The organism is Streptomyces sp. NPDC030165 (assembly GCF_055573595.1).
On sequence record NZ_JBVIBD010000009.1, the window covers coordinates 166,544 to 185,057 of the forward strand.

General features: G+C 72.7%; 14 protein-coding genes. 12 read left to right on the forward strand and 2 right to left on the reverse strand.

What is annotated here, in order from left to right:
* Nucleotides 1-7 precede the first annotated feature (7 nt).
* Nucleotides 8-1,408 carry a hydrolase gene (locus ACZ4Z1_RS18970; RefSeq protein ID WP_468487728.1) on the reverse strand — a complete coding sequence of 467 codons (1,401 nt, stop codon included), beginning with the start codon at nucleotides 1,406-1,408 and terminating at the stop codon, nucleotides 8-10.
* 309 nt (nucleotides 1,409-1,717) lie between these two features.
* On the opposite strand from ACZ4Z1_RS18970, the gene ACZ4Z1_RS18975 reads away from it, so the two are divergent.
* The 12 genes from ACZ4Z1_RS18975 (at nucleotide 1,718) to ACZ4Z1_RS19030 (ending at nucleotide 15,418) form a co-directional block, all read left to right on the forward strand.
* Nucleotides 1,718-3,313 (forward strand): phage tail sheath subtilisin-like domain-containing protein, encoded by a 1,596-nt coding sequence (locus ACZ4Z1_RS18975; RefSeq protein ID WP_468487729.1) that lies wholly within the window; start codon nucleotides 1,718-1,720, stop codon nucleotides 3,311-3,313.
* 65 nt (nucleotides 3,314-3,378) lie between these two features.
* Nucleotides 3,379-3,822 carry a phage tail protein gene (locus tag ACZ4Z1_RS18980; RefSeq protein WP_398351356.1) on the forward strand — a complete coding sequence of 148 codons (444 nt, stop codon included), beginning with the start codon at nucleotides 3,379-3,381 and terminating at the stop codon, nucleotides 3,820-3,822.
* On the forward strand, nucleotides 3,822-4,325 hold the full coding sequence (locus tag ACZ4Z1_RS18985; protein ID WP_468487730.1) for a hypothetical protein: 504 nt from the start codon (nucleotides 3,822-3,824) through the stop codon (nucleotides 4,323-4,325). Before ACZ4Z1_RS18980 ends, ACZ4Z1_RS18985 begins: the two co-directional genes overlap by 1 nt.
* Nucleotides 4,322-4,480 carry a DUF6760 family protein gene (locus ACZ4Z1_RS18990; RefSeq protein ID WP_344093983.1) on the forward strand — a complete coding sequence of 53 codons (159 nt, stop codon included), beginning with the start codon at nucleotides 4,322-4,324 and terminating at the stop codon, nucleotides 4,478-4,480. Before ACZ4Z1_RS18985 ends, ACZ4Z1_RS18990 begins: the two co-directional genes overlap by 4 nt.
* Before the next feature lie 2,901 nt (nucleotides 4,481-7,381).
* The gene (locus tag ACZ4Z1_RS18995; protein WP_468487731.1) at nucleotides 7,382-7,726 is read left to right on the forward strand and encodes a hypothetical protein; all 345 of its coding nucleotides are present in this window, start codon (nucleotides 7,382-7,384) and stop codon (nucleotides 7,724-7,726) included.
* A gap of 88 nt (nucleotides 7,727-7,814) precedes the next feature.
* Nucleotides 7,815-8,237: a phage tail protein gene (locus tag ACZ4Z1_RS19000; RefSeq protein WP_468487732.1), complete on the forward strand. Its 423-nt coding sequence runs from the start codon at nucleotides 7,815-7,817 to the stop codon at nucleotides 8,235-8,237.
* A gap of 34 nt (nucleotides 8,238-8,271) precedes the next feature.
* Complete coding sequence (locus ACZ4Z1_RS19005; RefSeq protein WP_468487733.1) at nucleotides 8,272-8,994, forward strand: CIS tube protein; 723 nt, start codon at nucleotides 8,272-8,274, stop codon at nucleotides 8,992-8,994.
* The gene (locus tag ACZ4Z1_RS19010) at nucleotides 8,994-10,925 is read left to right on the forward strand and encodes a VgrG-related protein (protein ID WP_468487734.1); all 1,932 of its coding nucleotides are present in this window, start codon (nucleotides 8,994-8,996) and stop codon (nucleotides 10,923-10,925) included. Before ACZ4Z1_RS19005 ends, ACZ4Z1_RS19010 begins: the two co-directional genes overlap by 1 nt.
* A 132-nt stretch (nucleotides 10,926-11,057) precedes the next feature.
* Nucleotides 11,058-11,513, forward strand: a complete 456-nt coding sequence (locus tag ACZ4Z1_RS19015) for a GPW/gp25 family protein (protein ID WP_468487735.1) — start codon at nucleotides 11,058-11,060, stop codon at nucleotides 11,511-11,513.
* Nucleotides 11,513-13,471, forward strand: coding sequence for a putative baseplate assembly protein (locus ACZ4Z1_RS19020; protein ID WP_468487736.1), 1,959 nt, complete (start codon nucleotides 11,513-11,515; stop codon nucleotides 13,469-13,471). The genes ACZ4Z1_RS19015 and ACZ4Z1_RS19020 overlap by 1 nt, the downstream gene beginning before the upstream one ends.
* Nucleotides 13,472-13,499: 28 nt before the next feature.
* Entirely contained in the window at nucleotides 13,500-14,057 is a 558-nt protein-coding gene (locus ACZ4Z1_RS19025; RefSeq protein WP_468487737.1) for a phage tail protein, read from the forward strand.
* Nucleotides 14,054-15,418: an NADase-type glycan-binding domain-containing protein gene (locus ACZ4Z1_RS19030; protein WP_468487738.1), complete on the forward strand. Its 1,365-nt coding sequence runs from the start codon at nucleotides 14,054-14,056 to the stop codon at nucleotides 15,416-15,418. The genes ACZ4Z1_RS19025 and ACZ4Z1_RS19030 overlap by 4 nt, the downstream gene beginning before the upstream one ends.
* Before the next feature lie 52 nt (nucleotides 15,419-15,470).
* On the opposite strand, the gene ACZ4Z1_RS19035 is transcribed toward ACZ4Z1_RS19030, so the two are convergent.
* Nucleotides 15,471-18,152, reverse strand: a complete 2,682-nt coding sequence (locus ACZ4Z1_RS19035) for a helix-turn-helix transcriptional regulator (RefSeq protein WP_468487739.1) — start codon at nucleotides 18,150-18,152, stop codon at nucleotides 15,471-15,473.
* Nucleotides 18,153-18,514: the final 362 nt, after the last annotated feature.

The following is an 18,514-nucleotide window of genomic DNA, read 5'->3' on the forward strand; positions in this document are numbered from 1 at the left end:
CACGTGGTCACACGGTGAAGCGGACCGCCTCCAACTGGAGGTTCAGTTCCATGGGGCTGCCGCCGTACCTCCACTTGCCGGGCTCGGTGCACAGCTTGCCCGTCCAGTCCTGGTCCTTCACGCGGGTTTCGTGGCACACGGTGCCGTCGAAGACCTGGAGGGTGAACCCTTCCATCGGGGGGTCGGCGCTCTCGGTGCTGCCGAGGACCATGTCCTTGGCGTCGTCCTCCTTCTGCCACGCGTCGCCCTTGCGCCAGCCCTCGCCCACGTAGGCGGACGCGCCGGTGACGCCGTTGGTCCCGGACACCGCGATGTTGAGGGCCTTGACGGGCTTGCCCTGGCCCACCGTCCCGGCCTCGGCCCCGTCGCACACCGGGTCCTGCCAGCCGTCGTCCTGGACGAAGGCGCGGTAGCAGATGTGGCGGCCCGCGCTGCGGGCGACGAGCTCGCGCACCACGGTGGCCGCGGTGCGCTCCTCGGGCTTCTCCCCGGGCTCGTCCCCGCCTCCGCCGCCCCCGCCGTCCTTCGGCTTCTCCTCCCCGCCGCCGGACTTGTCCGGCTCCGCGCTCGGCTTCTCCTGCGGCTTGGGGGGCGGGCTGCTGATCGGCGGGGACGGACGGGCCGGCGCGAGCTGGCCGGCCTTCTCCGGCTTCTCCCTCGCCACACTCTGCAGCTGCGGCCGGTACGCCAGCCAGATCGTCACGAACGCGATGGTCAGCGCGAGGAGCAGACCGAAGGTGGTGGCCAGCCAGCCCGGCAGGATCCCGCGCTGCACGAAGGTGCCGTCCACGTCCGCCGGTTCGGTGCCGGAGCGCCGCAGGGTCAGCGCGTACGGCTGCTCCTGCTGGGAACCGAACCAGGTGATCTGCCGGGGGCGCAGCGTCACCTTCACGAAAGCGGCCCGGCCCGGTTCGATCTGGACGTTGCCGGGCTGGAGTTCGTACGAGAGCCGTTCGCCGGCGTCCTTGCCGCTGAGCGATGCGGTGATCTTGGTGTTGCCGAGGTTGTCCACGGCCAGCCGCGGCCGCCCCCGGAACCGCCCCTTGACCGTCGGCGGCACCAGCTCGGCGCGCACCTCGGCGAAGGGGGTGATGGTGAGGTTGCCCTCGGGGACGGTGACGGCGTCCGGGTGTTCCGTCGGCGTGACCCGTACCGCGTACGGATTGGGTCCTGCGGTCGCGTCCGGCGTACGCGGCGGCGCGAACGTCAGCTCCACCGTGCCGGTCGTGCCCGGATAGAGCCGCAGTGACCGCGGCTCCACGGTGGTCCAGGGGGCGAGATCACCGACCGGTTCGAAGCGGTACTCGTCGACGATGTCTCCGGTGTTGCGCACCCGCAGCCGCACCGAGGTGCTGCTGCCGGGATCGACGGTCGCGGAGGCGGGTTCCAAAGAAGTCCAAGGGCTCACGCCACGACGCTAGGAGAGGCGGCGGACACCGTCAGGAGGCGTCCGGGCAGACCCGGTTGCCCGGACGGGCGGGGCGGGGTGCCCTCGGCCCGCGGCGCGGCACCCCGGTCGCCGGCGGCGCCGGACCGACGCGCCCGGCGGCTTCGGCGCAGGCGGCCACGGGCCGCCGCCGGCCTGCTCCGGAGGCACGTCACCGCGCCCTTGGGGGCAGCAGCTTTGCCCGGGGCCCGGCACCCGGGGACGTTTCGGCGGCGAGGCGGGCGCACGAAGGTGGGGACGTCCCGTCTCGTACTCCGAGGAGAGCAGAGCATGCCGTCCTACCTGTCGCCCGGCGTCTACGTCGAGGAGGTGGCCAGCGGTTCGCGCCCGATCGAGGGGGTGGGCACGTCCGTGGCGGCCTTTGTCGGGCTCGCGCCGGCCGGGCCCCTGAACGAGCCCACGCTGGTGACCAACTGGACCCAGTACGTCGCCTCCTTCGGTGACTTCACGGACGGGTACTACCTCGCCCACTCCGTCTTCGGATTCTTCAACAACGGTGGCTCCGCCGCGTACGTCGTACGGATCGGCGGCTCCACCGGGGGCGCCGCCGGGGACGGTGAGACCCCCGCCGCGGTGACCGGCCCGGCCCGCGCGGCGGAGCTGCCCGCCGCCGAACCCAAGCAGCTCGGCGCGTTCTCCGTGGCGGCCACCGCCCAGGGCGCGAACGGCCCCTTGACGGTGGAGGTCGCCGACCCGGAAGGCGAAGGCCCCGCCGAACGGTTCAAGCTGCTCGTCAAGGACGGTGACAAGCCGGTCGAGACGTTCGACGTGAGCGCCAAGAAGGGCAACCGGTCCTACGTCGTCACCCAGGTCAAGGAGCGATCCAAGCTCATCACCGTGACGGAGGCCGCGGCGGCGGCACAGCTCGTCCGCCCGGAGAACCAGACCGTCACCCTGGCCGCGCCGCCCGCCCCGGCCCCCGCGCCCGCCCCCGCGGAGCGGGACACCACCGCGAACCCCGGCCCGGCCCAGTACCTCGGCGACTCCGCGGACCGCACCGGCTTCGGCGGCCTGGAGGCCGTCGACGAGATCTCCATGGTGGCCGTGCCCGACCTGATGGCCGCCTACCAGCGGGGCGCGATCGACCTGGAGGCCGTCAAGGCCGTACAGCTCGGGCTCATCGCCCACTGCGAGCTGATGGGCGACCGGGTGGCCGTCATCGACCCGCCGCCCGGCCTCAACGCCCAGCAGATACGGGTATGGCGGCAGGAGACGGCGGGCTACGACTCCAAGTACGCGGCGCTGTACTACCCCTGGCTGAAGTCCTTCGACCCGGCGACGGGCCAGGCCCGCATGGTCCCGCCCAGCGGCCACGTCGCCGGCATCTGGGCCCGCAACGACTCCGAGCGCGGCGTGCACAAGGCCCCCGCCAACGAGGTCGTACGCGGCGCCGTCGACCTGGAACTCCAGATCACCCGCGGGGAACAGGACCTGCTCAACCCCGTCGGCATCAACTGCATCCGCGCCTTCCCCGGCCGGGGCGTCCGCGTCTGGGGAGCCCGCACCCTCTCGTCCGACCCCGAGTGGCGCTACCTGAACATCCGCCGGTACTTCAACTACCTGGAGGAGTCGATCCTGATCGGCACCCAGTGGGTGGTGTTCGAGCCGAACGACCACGCCCTGTGGGCCCGCATCCGGCGCAACATCTCGGCGTTCCTGGTCACCGAGTGGCGCAGCGGCGCCCTCTTCGGCCAGCGGCCCCAGGAGGCGTACTACGTCAAGTGTGACGAGGAGACCAACCCGCCGGAGTCGGTGGACCTCGGCCGGGTCGTGTGCGAGATCGGTGTCGCCCCGGTCAAGCCCGCCGAGTTCGTGATCTTCCGGTTGTCGCAGTTCTCCAGCGGCAGCGGTGAGCTGGACGAGTAGGCCGCCCGCTCCCGTCCCCACCCCCCGTACACCACCGTCACCAAGCCCAGAAAGACAGCGAACCCATGGCTCTCATGCAGGGTGACTCCCTCACCTCACACAATTTCGGCCTGCAGATCGACGGTGTGATGGTCGAGTACCTCTCGGAGGTCAGCGGCCTCACCATCGAACAGGACGTCATCGTCAGCCCGCAGAACACCGCGCAAGGCAAGGTCGACATCAACATCCTGCCGGGCGTGCAGAAGAACGGGCAGTGCACCGTGGTGCGCGGCATGACCCAGTCGTCCTCGTTCACGCAGTGGATCAACGACTCGATCAACGGCCGGATGAGCACGGCCCGCAAGAACGCCTCCATCATCATGATGGATTACGAGGACAACCCGGTGAAGCGGTACAACCTGCGCAACGCCTGGTGCAGCAAGATCGACGCCAGTACCCTGAAGGCCGGCGAGGCGTCCGTACTCAGCGAGACCGTGACCATCGTCTTCGAAGAACTGGTCATCGAATAATGCGGCGTACGGCTGCCGGTGCGCCGGGCGCGGGCACGGCCGCGGCGGCGCCACCGGCCCCTCAGACCGCGGTGGCGGGAGCGGAGGCCCCCACTCCGCCCGCCGCCGCTCCGGCCGACGCGGCACCCCGCAGCCTGCGCACCGAGTTCCCCTTCCAGCTGCCGCGCGGGTACGTCGACGAGGCGGGCACCGTGCACCGGGACGGCGTGATGCGCCTGTCGACGGCACGGGACGAACTGGTCCCGCTGCGCGACGTACGGGTCCAGGAGAACCCCGCGTACCTGTCGGTGGTGCTGCTCGGCCGCGTCATCACGCGCCTGGGCACACTGCCGATGGTGCACGACGGGATCGTGGAGAACATGTTCGCCTCCGACCTCGCGTTCCTCCAGGACTTCTACCGCCAGATCAACGCCGAGGGCCACACCCGCGCCGCGGTGGACTGCCCCCACTGCTGCGAACCGTTCGAGGTGGAACTCGGCGGGAGCCGCCTGGGGGAATCGTGACGTACGCGACCGACCGACTGCACGAGGAGATCGCGTACGTCGCCTACCACTTCCACTGGGATCTGGAGACCATCCTGGACCTGGAACACCACGACCGCCGCGGATACACGGACCGGATCGCGTCCTTCGTGACGCGCGCCGGGGCGGAGGACTGAACGATGGGAATCCTGGATCGGCTGTGGGGCCGCGGTGGCCGTGAGCACGGTGGGGGCACGGAGGCGGGACACTCTGCTGACGATGGGGGCGGCGCGGTCGGCGGTGGCACCGGTAACGGCGGGGAACCGTCGGTGGCTGGTGCTGTGCCTGGCGGTACGGCATCCGCGGCCGCCTGGCGGACGCTGCCGTCCATCCAGCGGTCCGTGACCGGCGGCAGGACCGAGGTCGCGGACACCGGCTTCGGCAAGCGGCTGCCGACGTGGCAGAACCCCTCGTTCATGGACGCGTCCTCCCGGCTCGGAGTCCTCGGCACCCCTCCCGCCGGCCGGCTTTCGGAGGCGATGACCGACACGGCACGGCCGGTGACAGGGCTGGAACGGCCATCGAACACGCTGCCCTGGGCCCCGGTTTCACCGGAGCCGGCTGAGCAACGGGTGCCGGTGGCTCCGCTGCGGGCGGTGCCGTCGGGGGTGCCGGTGGTGGCGAGGACGGTCGGGATGGCGGGCACGGAGTCGGGGTCGGATTCGACTGGAGGGATGGGGGTGCCGGGTCCGGCCGGGGGTGCGGGGGTGCCGGTCGCGAGGGTTACGGGAGGGGGAGCGGGAGCGGGGGTGCGGCCGGTGGCTCAGGGGCGTATGGAGGCGGGAGTCCGCCCGGAGGCGGGGGTGCGCACGGTGGGGGCGAGGGCTGTGGGGGCGGGTGCTGTTACGGCGCGTGCTGCGGCGGTGTCGGCTTCCCCGGTCGGGGCCGGTAGGGCTGTCGAGGTTGCCAGGAGTGCCGGCTCCGACGGGACTGCGGAGCCCGCCGGTCCCGCCGTTGCGGTCCAGCGGGCTTCGCAAGCTCGACCTCTCATCGGCGCTCGTCGGTCCACGCCTGCCGCCACAACGCGAAAGACGACGACGGCGCCGGAGCGCCCGCAGGCCGCCCCGGCCCGGCGGGCACGCCCTGCCGAACCATCCACACCAGGGGTTCCGCCCGCCACGTCCTCGTCTCCGGCCCCCCGGAACACACATGAACCTGCCCTGCCCTCGGCGCGCGGCCTCCGCTTGACGCCCACACCACCTACCCCGCCCGCCCCGTCCCGGTCTGCGCTGACCAAGGCACCGGCCGGGCCAGGGACCGCGCAACGTCGGATCCTTCCGGTGGCGCGGCAGGAATCCGCGCCTGCGGGAACACCGGTGGCAGAGGTACGTACCACCAAGGCCGCGCGGGAAAGCGAGTCCGAAACGGTCACACCCGCATCGGCACCCACACCGGCATCGGCATCGGCATCGGCATCGGCCGAGGATGGCCGAGGGGGAGCCGGCGCGGCTGCCCCGCGCGGTCCTCTCAGCCGCTCCGCGCCGTCGCCGAAGAGCGCGAGTGCTGGTCCGTCCACGTCCGGCGCCGCGTCTGCGCCGGGCGGGCCGACAGCGCCTGGACGGGCTGCGCCTGGGCGGCCGGAAGCCGGTACCACGGTGCAGCGGGCGGCCATCCGCCGCGATCGTGCACCGGCAGCGCCCGGTACGGGCACAGAGGCCACCGGCCCGGCCCCCGTACAGCGGGCCACGGCCCGGCAGGGCGACGTCGCCGCGCCCGCCCCCAGCAGCGCGCCCGACGAGCCTGCGTCCGCCACCACTCGAACTGCCGGTTCCCCGGCCGCGACACCGACACCGTCCCCCAGCCATGGCGGCCCTGCCCACGCGTCGCCGCGACCGGCCCCGAGCCCGCCCCGAACTCCTGACGCCCGACGCGCAACGGTCGGTCCTGGCACGACGGGCTCCGCCGCTACGACGGGTGCGGGTCCGGCGACCGTTCCGCCGTCTGGGCCGACGCAAGGCGCGCACCTCCACCCGGCGCCCGCCCCGGACAGTGCCGGAACCGCGGACGTTCCGCCGCGGGCACTCCCCCGGGAGCGGGACGCCGTGCCGGCCTCGGACCCGCTGCGGGCAACCACTCCCGTTCAGCGGTCACTTCGCGGGCCGCGGCCGCTCCCGGCCGCCGGCGGTCACGCCGTACCCCCTGCGCCTTCGGCGCCCCGCCCTGACGCACCGCACCCGGCCCCGGGCCACTCCCCGGTTCCCCCGGCTACATCTCCGGCCCCTTCCGAGCAGGCCCCCTCCGCGCATACGCCGTCCGGAGATTCGCCTTCCGGAAGTACGTCCCCTGATTCCCCGGCCCTCCCCACCGCCCACCGGCCCATCCAGCGCAGCGCCACCCGTCAGACCACCGGAACCGGCCTCGGCGCCCCGGTCTCGGCAACGCCCGCGCCGCCGGCCACCATGCCCCGGGCCTCCGTGCCTCAGTCCTCCGTACCCCAGGCCACCATGCCCCGGGCCTCCGCGCCCCAGGCCCCCTCACCCCGCCCCCGGACGGGCTCCACGTCCTCGGTCCCCACTCCGACAAGCCCCACCTCGCGCTCCGCGCTGCCGACGCCCAAGGGGCACAGCGCCCCGGCAGCTACCGCACGGCGCCGTTCCCCGCTGGGAGCCCCGGTCACCAGCGCTCCCGCGGACGCGACTCCCCTGGCCACGCCGTCGCCCCGCGCTGCCGCTCCCCTCCCGGCCGTACCCTCGGCGCCCGTTGCGGCCACGACAGCTCCAACCCCACTCCCCGCACCTCCGGCGGCCCCACTCCCCGTGCCCCCGGCGGCGGAGTTCCCTGCTGCCCAGCGGCCCCCGGTGGACTCCACCCCCGCGCTCTCCCCCGTCAATGCCCAGCGTCACACCGCGCGTTCCCACGTATCCCAGCACCGCCCCACCCCCCGCTCCACCCCGCACGCCCCCACCACCACTCCCCGCCCCCTCGCCGTCGCCTCTCTCGCATCGCCCCCGGTACCGCCCCCAGCCGCACCGTCACTCCCACTCGCACCGCCGTTCCCGCCCGCCCCCAGAGCCGGCTCCCTTCCGGCATCGCGCCCCGTGGCAGTCCAGCGCACCCCGAACCCGGCCACCGGCACGCTCACCGCCACGGCCGCACCCACGGTGGCGAACCCGCTGCCCCAACTCCGTGCCCCACACCGGCCGGCTGCCCCCAGTGAGCCCCTTCCTCCGTACACCCCGACTCCCCTGCAACACCCTGCGGGCCAACCAGCCCAACCCACCCGCACCGAACCCACCGCCACCGGTTTCGACCCGCGCGCCCTCACCGACTTCCAGCTCGACGAACTGGTGCACCGCATCATCGGCCGCGTCACCCGGCTGATCCGTACCGAACTGCGGATGGACCGCGAGCGGATCGGCAGACTCCGCGACCCCCGCCAGTGACCGACCACCGCCCGATGCCGTACCTCCGACAGACCCGCCGGACCCACCGGACCACCCGACAAACCGTCCGACAGAAAGGCCCTCCGCGATGTCCCGCCAGGACCCGGGCTCGTCCCTCTGGTTCACCCTGTCCATCGACGGCGAGAGCCTCGGTTACTTCAACGGGTGTGACGGGCTGTCGTCGCAGGTGGAGACGGAGCAGCGGCAGGAGGGCGGGAACAACGGCTTCGTCTGGCAGCTGCCGACCCGGGTGACCTTCTCCACGATCCGGCTGACCCGTCCGCTCACTCCGGACACCACGAAGGTGGCCAAATGGATCTCCTCCGTCCAGACGGGCATCAAGCGGCCCACCGCCCAGATCACGGCGCTGCGCGCGGACGGCTCGGAGGTCGCGCGCTGGGGTCTGATCGACGTGCTGCCCGTCAGCTGGCAGGGCCCCGCGCTCGACCCGGCCAGTCCGGCCGTCGCCACGGAGGTCCTGGAGATCGCCCACCACGGGTTCACCGACTGAAGCCCCCGCACCGAGGAACGAAGAGACGACCTCCATGCCCAAGAGCAGCAAAGGCGCCGGCAAGAGCCTGGTCCGTGCCACCCTCGCCATCCACGAGCCGCCGCTCGGCACCGGCACCAGCCCGGGCGCGCTCATCAAGACGTTCGACTTCGACTTCAATCCGGCGCAGCTGTCCCTCAGCCGTGCCGCCCAGTGGAAGGTGACGCCGACCATCGCCGTACGGAACGGCGCGCGACCGGAGTTCATGGGGTCGGAGCCGCGTGCGATGTCCCTGGAGGTCTTCCTCGACTGCTCCGACCGTCCGACCAGCAGTACGGTGCTGAAGAAGGTGGCGGCACTGATGAGCTGCTGTGTGGTGACCGCCAAGAGCACGGCGGCCAAGCAGCCTTCTCCTCCCTGGGTGGTCTTCCAGTGGGGGTCCTTTTCCACGGCCCGGTTCACCGCGTACGTCAGCTCCGTCGAAGCCTCGTACACGCTGTTCGGGACCACCGGTGTGCCCATCCGTGCCACCTGCCAGATGCGCCTGCACGAGATTCCCCGCAAGACCCGGCGGCAGAACCCGACGTCGGGCGCGCTCACCGCGCAGCGGGTGCACCAGGTCGTCGCCGGTGACTCGCTCCAGTCACTGGCCTGGCGGGAGTACGGGGACGCGGCCTCGTGGCGGGCGATCGCCGAGGCCAACGGCATCGACGATCCGTCCGAGCTGCCCACGGGCACCGAACTCGTCCTGCCCGCCGCCGAGGAGGTGCGTCACTGATGCTCGGTCCCGCCACGTCCGCCGTCCTCCAGGTGTCCATCGGTGGCGACACGTTGCCGGACGACGCCGTCCTCGCTCTCGTCGACGGCTGGGTCGACCAGGGCGCCGGGGTGCCCGCCGCCTTCGAGCTCACCTTCCGGGACCCCTACCGGGTGATGATCAGCCGGCTGGGGGCCTCGTTCGGCACCCCGGTCACCATCGCGACCGTGACCGACGGCCAAGGCGCCGGTGACACGCTGCTGACCGGTGAGATCACCGGTTTCGAGGCCGATTACGACGGCACCGGCACGTTCACCGTCATCCGGGGCTACGACTTCGGGCACCGGCTCATGCGCCAGCGCCGGGTGGCGGCGTACCGGAACCAGTCCGCCTCCGACATCGCCAGGAAGCTGGCCGCGCGGGACGGCGTGCCGATCGGCACGATCCAGTCGACGAAGACGGTGTACGAGTTCATCAGCCAGTCCAACGTCAGCGACTGGGACTTCCTGGCGCGGCTGGCCGATGAGAACGAGACGGTCATGTCCATCGACGCGAAGGGCAGGTTCTGCTTCGTCAAGCCGAAGCCCGCCTCGGGTGCGCCCGCGTCGAGCGTGGACGGCGAGGACCCGCTCGAACTGAAGGCCGGGATCGACATCCTGCGGCTGCGGGCCGCCGTCACCGCCGCGGATCAGATCGGCAAGGTGGAGACGCGCGGCTGGGACGTCACCCAGAAGAAGGCGCTCAGCTCCGTCTCGCCTGCCACGGACCATCCGGGCTTCTCCATCGGCAGTACGCCCGGCAAGGCCGCGGGCAGCTTCAAGGCGGGCAAGCTGGTCGAGACCTCGGTCCCGTACGACAAGTCGGCCGAGGTGCGGTTCGCCTCCGACGCTCTCGCCGAGGACGTGACCGCGGCCTTCGCCGAGGTCGAGGTCGTGGCGTTGGGCAACACGAAACTGCGGCCGGGGGTGCCGGTGACGCTCTCGGACACCGGCGCGCCCTTCGAGGGCAAGTACACGGCGACCTCCGTACGGCACGTCTTCGGCGACGGGAAGCACTACGAGTCGTGGGTGACGGTCAGCGGCCGGCAGTGGCGTTCGCTGTTCGGGCTGGCCTCCGGCGGGGGTGGCACGGGCACCGGGCCCAAGCTGCCGAGTGTGGCCAATGCCCTGGTCACCGATGTGAACGACCCGCTCAAGCAGGGCCGGGTGAGGCTGCGGTTCCCCTGGCTGGACGACACGTACGTCAGCGACTGGACGCGGACGGTGCAGATGGGCGGCCTCGGCGGCGGCGGGGTGTTCCCGATGGACGTCAACGACGAGGTGCTGGTCGGCTTCGACCGGGGTGCCCTGGACCATCCGTTCGTGATCGGCGGTCTCTACAACGGCAAGGACAAGCCGACCGTCGTCGGTGACGTGCCGCTGCACGACACCGTACGGAAGAAGGCCAGCCGGCACACCGTGTCCGACCGGGACGGCAACCGCATGGACCTGCTCAGTCAGAAGACCGGCGGCCGCAAGCAGGGTGTCCGGCTGACGTCCGGCGACCAGCGGCTGACCATCGACCTGGACCGGACGAAGACCGAGATCGTCGTGGACAGCAAGGGGTCGGTCACCATCAAGGGCAGCAGGTCGGTGTCGGTGGAGGCGGGCACCGACCTGACGCTCAGTGCCCGGCGCCGGCTGAGTCTGCAGAGCGGTGGCCTGCTCAGCATCAGGAGCGGTGGCCCGCTCACCGTCGACTCCACCGGTCTGATCAACCTCAAGTCCGTGGGGCAGATCGGGCTCACCACGGGAGGGGCCCTGAACATGACCGCCGGCGGTGTCGCGACCCTCACCGCGGGAGGTTCCCTCCAGCTCACCTCGGCCGCCAACATGATCAATGGTGCCAAGACCACCATCACGTCGCCCTTCTTCTTCGCCGCCGTCACACCGCCCATGCCGATGGCGGGGTGAGCGACGTCTCCCGGAACGGTGTCCCTGGCTCTGTCCGTACTTCTGCCCGTACCTCTGTCCGTACCTCTGTCCGTCCGATTCTGTGTGCGTCTCTGTGCGTTTCCGTGTCCGTGGAAGGCGGGTGTGGTTCTGATGGCCGAACAGTTCGTCGGCTCCGGGTGGTCGTTCCCGCTGCGTATCGGGCCGACCGGCGGTATCGCGCTGGTCAGCGGCGAGCGGGAGATCGAGGAGGCCATCCGGCTGGTCCTGGCGACCGCGCCGGGCGAGCGGCCGATGCGGCCCGAGTTCGGCTGTGCCATCCACGACCTGGTGTTCGCCCCGGTCAACGAGCAGACCGCGGGCCGTATCCAGCACGAGGTGTACGCCTCCCTGGACCGCTGGGAGCCGCGCATCGAGGTCACCGACGTCCAGGTGACCACCGGCACCGACCGCAGCGTCCTGTACATCGATATCCGCTACCAGATCCGCGGCACCAACAACCCGCGCAGCCTCGTCTTCCCGTTCTACGTCATCCCCTCCCACGACGACGGCCCCGGCGGTGGCCGCTTCGACGACGGTTCCGGCAACTCCCCCGAAAGCGACCGCTGATGTCCCTGCCTTCCCCCAACCTCGACGACCGCCGCTTCCAGCAGTTCGTCGACGACGCCAAGCGCTACATCCAGCAGCGCGCGCCGGAATGGACCGACCACAACGTCTCCGACCCGGGCGTCACCCTCGTCGAGACCGTCGCCCACATGGCCGACCAGATCGTCTACCGCCTCAACAGGGTCCCCGAGAAGAACCACCTGGCCTTCCTGGACCTCATCGGGGTCACCCTCTTCCCGCCGTCGGCGGCCCGTACGGACGTCGCCTTCTGGCTGTCCGCGCCCCAGGAGGAGACCGTCCCGGTGCCGGTCGGCACCGAAGTGGCCACTCTGCGCACGGAGCAGGAGGAGGCGGTGGTCTTTGCCACCGAGCGTGAACTGGCCATCGTCCCCAGCGCGTTGAGCCACCTGCTGGTGCAGCACCGGGGCGAGCCCGTGACCGACCGCACCGCCGCGCTGGCCGAAGGCACCGACGTACGGTGCTTCTCCGAAGCCCCCGCGCCCGGGGACTGCATGCTGATCGGCCTGACGGCTGCCGTCCCGCACTGCGCCGTCGCCCTGGAACTCGACAGCCGGGTGGACGGTGTCGGCGTCGACCCGCGGCAGCCGCCCCTGGTGTGGGAGGCGTGGACCGAGGACGGCTGGCAGTCCTGCGACATCGACCGGGACGGCACCGGCGGTCTCAACCGCGCCGGCGACGTCGTCCTGCACGTCCCCGGCGGCCACGTCCTGTCCCGCAACAGCGGCCATGAAGCCGGCTGGCTGCGCTGCCGGGTCACCGAGCCGCTGCCCGGGCAGCCCTTCTACACCACGTCACCGACCGTACGGTCAGCCGAGGCCTGCACCATCGGCGGCACCACCCGCGTCGTCCACGCCGCCACCGTGTACGACGAGGCGCTCGGCGAATCCAGCGGCCTGCCCGGACAGCGGCGACGGCTCGCCCAGGCGCCGGTCGTCGGCGACGACCCGCCGCTGCTGCTCCAGACCGCCGAACACGACGGATGGCAGGACTGGCAGGTCGTCCCGCACTTCGCCGCGTCACGCCCGGACGACCGGCACATCACCCTCGACGCCACGACCGGCGGCATCGCCTTCGGCCCCGCCGTCCGTGAGGCCGACGGCACGCTGCGCCAGTACGGCATGGTCGCCCCCAAGGGCGCGGTCATCCGCGCCCGCCGGTACCGCACCGGCGGCGGCCGGACCGGCAACGTCACCCGGGGCGCCATCCGGGTCCTGCGCACCTCCATCCCGTACGTCTCCGAAGTCGTCAACGGCGAGGCCGCACGCGGCGGAGTCGACGGGGAGACCGTCGAGGAGGCGAAGGTCCGCGCCCCGATCTCGCTGCGCGCCCAGGAGCGCGCCGTCACCCTGCGCGACTACGAGGAACTCGCCCGCCGGGCCGCGCCCGGCACCGCCCGCATCACGTGCCTGGAGGGCGAACGGGACGAGTACGGGTCTTACGCGGTACGGGTGCTGGTCGTACCGCAGGCCGTCCCCGACCCCGGCGGCCGGCTCCGCTTCGAGCAGCTCGTCCCCGGCGACCGCCTGCTGGACCGCATCACCCGCCACCTCGACGAACGCCGCCTGATCGGCACCAGGCTCGCGGTCGGCCCGCCGTACTACCAGGGCGTCACGGTCGTCGCCACCGTCCACGCCTTCCGTGGCACCGACACCGACCGGGTGCGCCGCCAGGCCCACGACGTCCTCTACCGTCATCTGGACCCGCTCACCGGAGGCGCGGAGGGCCGTGGCTGGCCCTTCGGCCGGCCGGTCCAGGCCGGTGAGGTCTTCGCCATCCTGCAACGCGTCCCGGGCGTGGAGCTGGTCGACGAGGTCGTGCTGCACCCCGCCGACCCGCTGACCGGGCAACGCGGTGACCCGACCGACCGCATCGATCTCGAACCGCCGGCCCTGGTCTTCTCCTTCGACCACCGCGTTCGGGTGATCGGGGACGGGTCGTGACGCGCGCGATGTGCCCAGGAGGCCGCTCATGAGAGGCTCCATCGACGGTCTGGGCTCCGCCGCCCCCATCGGCGTGATGCTGCCGGCCGTCTTCGCGGACGACGATCTCGCCCAGCGCTTCGTCGGGGGACTCGACGACGTCCTCGCGCCCATCCTGAACGTGCTCGACTGCCTGGACTCCTACTTCGACCCCGCGCTCACCCCGGTCGATTTCGCCCGGTGGCTGAGCACCTGGGTGGGCGCCGAGACCGACGGCACCGAACCCGAACCACGGCTGCGCACCGCCGTGGCCGCCGCGGTCGGCCTGCACCGCATACGGGGCACCCGGCGCGGCCTGTCGGAAGCCGTACGCCTCGCGTTCGGTGCCGAACCGGAGATCACGGAGAGCGGCGGCGCCGCCTGGAGCGCACGCCCCCGCGGCTCCTTCCCGGGAAGCGCCCGCCCCCACCTGCACGTCGTCCTCCGGCTGCCCGGTCCCACCCCCGCCGACACCTACCGCCTCGACACGCTCGTGGCCGCGGCCCGTCCCGCGCACATGCCCTACACCGTCACTGTGACCCCCATCGAAAGGACCTCGGAGACATGAGCACGCCGGACTGCGGTGAGTGCGGGACCCGCGCGGAGCCGGGGCAGTCGTTCTGCGACGCCTGCGGAGCCGTCCTCCGCTGGGACTCTGCCGGTGGCCGCAGCGGCTCCCCGGCAGCTTCAGAGGCCGCCGGTTCCGGCCGGGCCGCCTCCGTACGCGCCGACGGCATCGGCCCGGCCCGCCGGGCGCACGGCAGCCTGGACGCGGAGCCGGCCCGGGCGCCGGCGCAGGGCACCGGAACCGACACCCACGGGACCGGCCCCGAGGCCGGCGTACCGGCGGCTCCTGCCGCCCTGAGCGGGCACCGCCCTTCGGATACGGCCCCTGAGCACAGCGGGGACCGCGACGGTGCCGGACCAGCCGGCGCGCCCCGGTCCGCATCCGACGCCCCGGACATGGCGGACACCGACCCCCGCATCCCGCTGCCCGCCCCGCGGGACGGCTTCCCCGCGGACGGCTCCACGGCCGACCGCGCCCGTTCCCTCGTCGTGCCCGTCCCGGAGCAGGAGGCCGCCCCTGCCGTGCCGGTCCCCGCCGTTGCCCCGGTCCTGCCGGGCCGTCCCGACACCCAACGGCCGCACGTACGCGCCCCCGTCCCCCAGGGGACGACGCACGGCCCGCCCTGCTCCTGGTGCGCCACGCCGAACCACCCGGACCGCCATTTCTGCAACCGCTGCGCGATGCCCCTCGCCGAGAGCGTCACCGCCGCACCCGTGCACCGCCCCTGGTGGCGCCGCCTCCTGGGCCCCGGCGGCCAGGAAGCCCCCTGGGCCGGCGACCGCCCCCGCCTCCGCCGCGCCTTCGACCGCGTGGGCACCTGGGTCACCCTCGCCATCGCCGTGACCCTGATCATTTTCGGCGTGCTGTACCTGCCCGACGGCATCGAGGCCACCCGCGACCACTTCGCCAAGCGCGCTCCGGTCGAGCCGGACGGGATCCGGGCTTCCCGCTCGTACCCCGGCCACGCGCCGAAGCTGGTCTTCGACAAGCTCAACAACACCTGGTGGGGGCCGGGAGTGTCGCAATCGGGCCAGGGCGAGTGGATCGAGGTGCGGTTCGCACGTCCGACGCGGCTGCTCGACGTCATCATCACGCCGGGCACGTCCGTTCGCGCCGATCAGCTCGACAAGTCCGCCCTGCCGCACCGGGTCAAGGCGACGGTCACGCGGCAGGACGGACAGACGGTGACCCGCGAACTCACCCTGGACCCGGGGGCGGGCGGGCAGCGGCGCGCCTTCCGTGTCGGTGAGGTGACCAAGGTCCGCTTCACCATCGAGTCGGCCCACGCCGCGTCCGCCGAGAAGCAGGTGGCCATAGCGGAGATCGAGCTGTTCGGCCGGTCCGGTGGGGACCGGTCCTGAACGGGGGCGGGCCCCCGTGGCCGACGTACTGACGTACCGCGCAGCCGTGCCCTCACAGCGACATCTCGCGGAGCTGGCGGCGCGAGGAGATGCCCAGTTTGCGGTACACGTTGCGCAGGTGCGTGTCGATGGTGCGGGGGCTCAGGAAGAGCATCACGCCCACTTCCTTGGACGTCGCCCCGGCGGCGACCTTCCCGGCGATGAGCCGTTCCTGCGCGGTGAGCCGGTCCAGGGGGTCCTCACCGTGCCGGCGGGGCTGTTCGCCGGTGGCGCGCAGTTCCCGGGCCGCGCGCTCGGCGAAGGCGCGGGCGCCGATACGCGACAGCATGTCGTGCGCCGCCCGCAGCTCGTCGCGGGCCTCGGCCCGCCGGTTCTCGCGGCGCAGCCACTCCCCGTACGTCAGCCGGGCGCGCGCGTGGAGCACCCGCACCCGGGTCCGGGCGAACTGGCTGATGGCCTGCCGGTACAACGCCTCGCAGTCCTCGCCCCGTTCGAGGAGGGCCTGCGCCTGGAGCCATTCGGCGACCGCCCACGGAACGGGATGCGCGCGGGCCAGCGTCTCCAGGTGTTCCATGGCCACGGCGGCATCCGCACCGCGCCCGGCGCGCGCGGCGGCTTCGACGAGTTCGGTGTAGACGGCCCAGATCGAGTACGAGCCGGCCTGGTGGCGGCGCTGGGCCGTCAGCGCGGCGTCCAGTGCCGCTTCGTAGTTGCCGAGCCCGTTGTGCAGTACCGCCCTGGCGTAGTGCTCGCCGGCGGCTTCGAACGGCCGCCCGTCACGTCCCAGCAGCTCCCGCAGCTCGGCGAACCGGTCCGCGTCACCACGGAAGCCGGTCAGGACGAGCTCGGGCCCCACGAGGGGCACCGTACCCGCCGCCTCGTCGACGGCCCGGGCCTCACTGAGACTGACGGCCGCCTCCTCGAACCGGCCGACCGACACCCTGGCGACCGCCTGGTACCGCAGGGCCTGCGGCAGCGAGGCGAGGGAACCCTGGCGACGCGCCACGTCCACCTGGCCGTCCGCGATCTCCTCCATCGCCTCGTCGTCCCGCAGGTCGATGACGACCTGGCACAGCAGGTTCATCCGCCACGGGCCCGACGAGCGGGCAGCCGTACGGTACGCGGCCACCGCGTCGCGCATCGCGGGCACCGCCTCCCGCGGGGGCAGCATGGTCTGGTCGAGCAGCGCGTCCAGCAGCAGATCGGCCGGCCGGGCGGTGTCCCGCTGCGGCGCCCGCCTGCGGATCCGGGCGCCGAGCTCCTTGAGCCGGCCCGGGTGGTTGTCGTTGTACATGAACGACGCGAACGCTTCCAGGTAGGTCTCCCTCGCCTGTTCGGGGGCCAGCTCCGTGACGACGTCGACGAGTCGGGCGGTGGCCCGTGGGCTGTGGGACCGCTGGTAGTCGATCCGCGCCCGCAGCAGGCGCGCCCTGGCGCGGCCCTCGTCGTCCATCGGGCGCCGCTCCGCCCGGGTGACCAGGGCACGGGCCGCGTCGGGCGCCCCGGCCTGGAGCCGCAGCCGGGCCGCGACGAGCAGCCGCCCGGCCTGGCGGTCGCGGGCAGGGGTCAACTGCCCGGCCCGCTCCATGAACGCGGCGGCCGCGGCGAAACCGCCGCGCAGGCGTGCCCGGTCGGCGGAACGTTCCAGCTCCGCGGCGATGCCCTCGTCGGCGTGGATGACCGCGTGGGCCCGGTGCCACGCCCGGCGGTCGAGATCGGTCTCCGGGTCGGTCGCCTCCGCGAGGGCGCCGTGCATGCTGCGGCGCTTTTCCGGGGTGGCCGACGCGTAGACCGCGGAGCGCACCAGCGGGTGCCGGAAGCGCAGCAGCGGCCCGAGGGCCAGCAACCCGGCGTTCTCCGCGAGCGTGAGCCCCGCGGCGTCCAGCCCGAGAAGCCGTGCCGCGCGGCGCAGCAGGTCGAGATCGCCGACCGGCTCCGCCGCGGCGAGCACCACCAGCGATCGTGTCGCGTCCGGCAACCGCTCGAAGCGCCGGACGAACTGTTCCTCCAGCGTGTCCACCACGCTGGCCCGGAACCGCCGGGGTCCGGGAACGCCGAACGGTTCCGCGTGGTGGGCGAACTCCAGCAACGCCAGCGGGTTTCCGTGCGCCTCGGCGAGGATCCGGTCGATGACCTCGGCGTCCAGCCCGACATGCGTCGCCGCGCCCAGCAGGGTCCGGGCGTCCTCGTCGTCCAGCCCCGCGAGGGGTACGCGCGGCAGCCCGGCGAGACCGGACGGCGGGCCGGCGTCACGGGCGGCGAACACCACCGCGATCCGCTCGGCGGACACCCGCCGGGCCACGAACACCAGCACGCGCCGCGAAGCGTCGTCGATCCACTGGGCGTCGTCCACCACGCAGCAGACCGGCCTGTCCTGCGCCACCTCGTGCAGCAGCCCCAGAACGGCGAGCCCGACCGTCAACGGGTCGGGCGAGGTCTGCGTGCCGAGGCCGAACACCCCCTCCAGCGCCCGCTGTTGCACCACGGGAAGTCTCCGTCGGTGTTCGAGGAGCGGGGCGCACAGCTGGTGCAGTGTCGCGTAGAGAAGGTCTCGTTCGAACTCCGTACCGGCGGCCCGCAACACCTCGAACCCGTTCAGCTCACCCACCACGGCGTCGATGAGCGCCGACTTGCCGATCCCGGCCTCCCCTGCCACCACCACGGCCCCACCGCGCCCGGCGGCCGCCGAGGTCACTAATCGATCGAACTCACACCGCTCTGCGTTGCGGGCCACGAGCTGCACCGGAACCGTCCTCCGAGTCACCATTGCTAGAGGCTTTCTCACGATCTCATTCATAGGGGGTCAAGACTGCGCCCTCCTCCGCGGCGGGCGCCGGGCGGGAAGGAGGAGAGACCGGCGGGCGGCCCGCTGTCCACGGCGCGGTGCGCCGGTGCAGCGCGTCGACCGGTGCCTTCCTGACTGATCTCTCGTCTAGGAGACGGCGGGTACGGCCGACAGGTTCTTGATCGGAGGCGACATTTGACGGCAGCATGAGCGTCCGGGTCCGCTCCGCGGGACGGCGGAATGCGCTCAGGCTGCCGCGCGTACGTCCATGCTGTTCGCGCGGCGGCCGGCACACCACCCGGTGGCGGCGC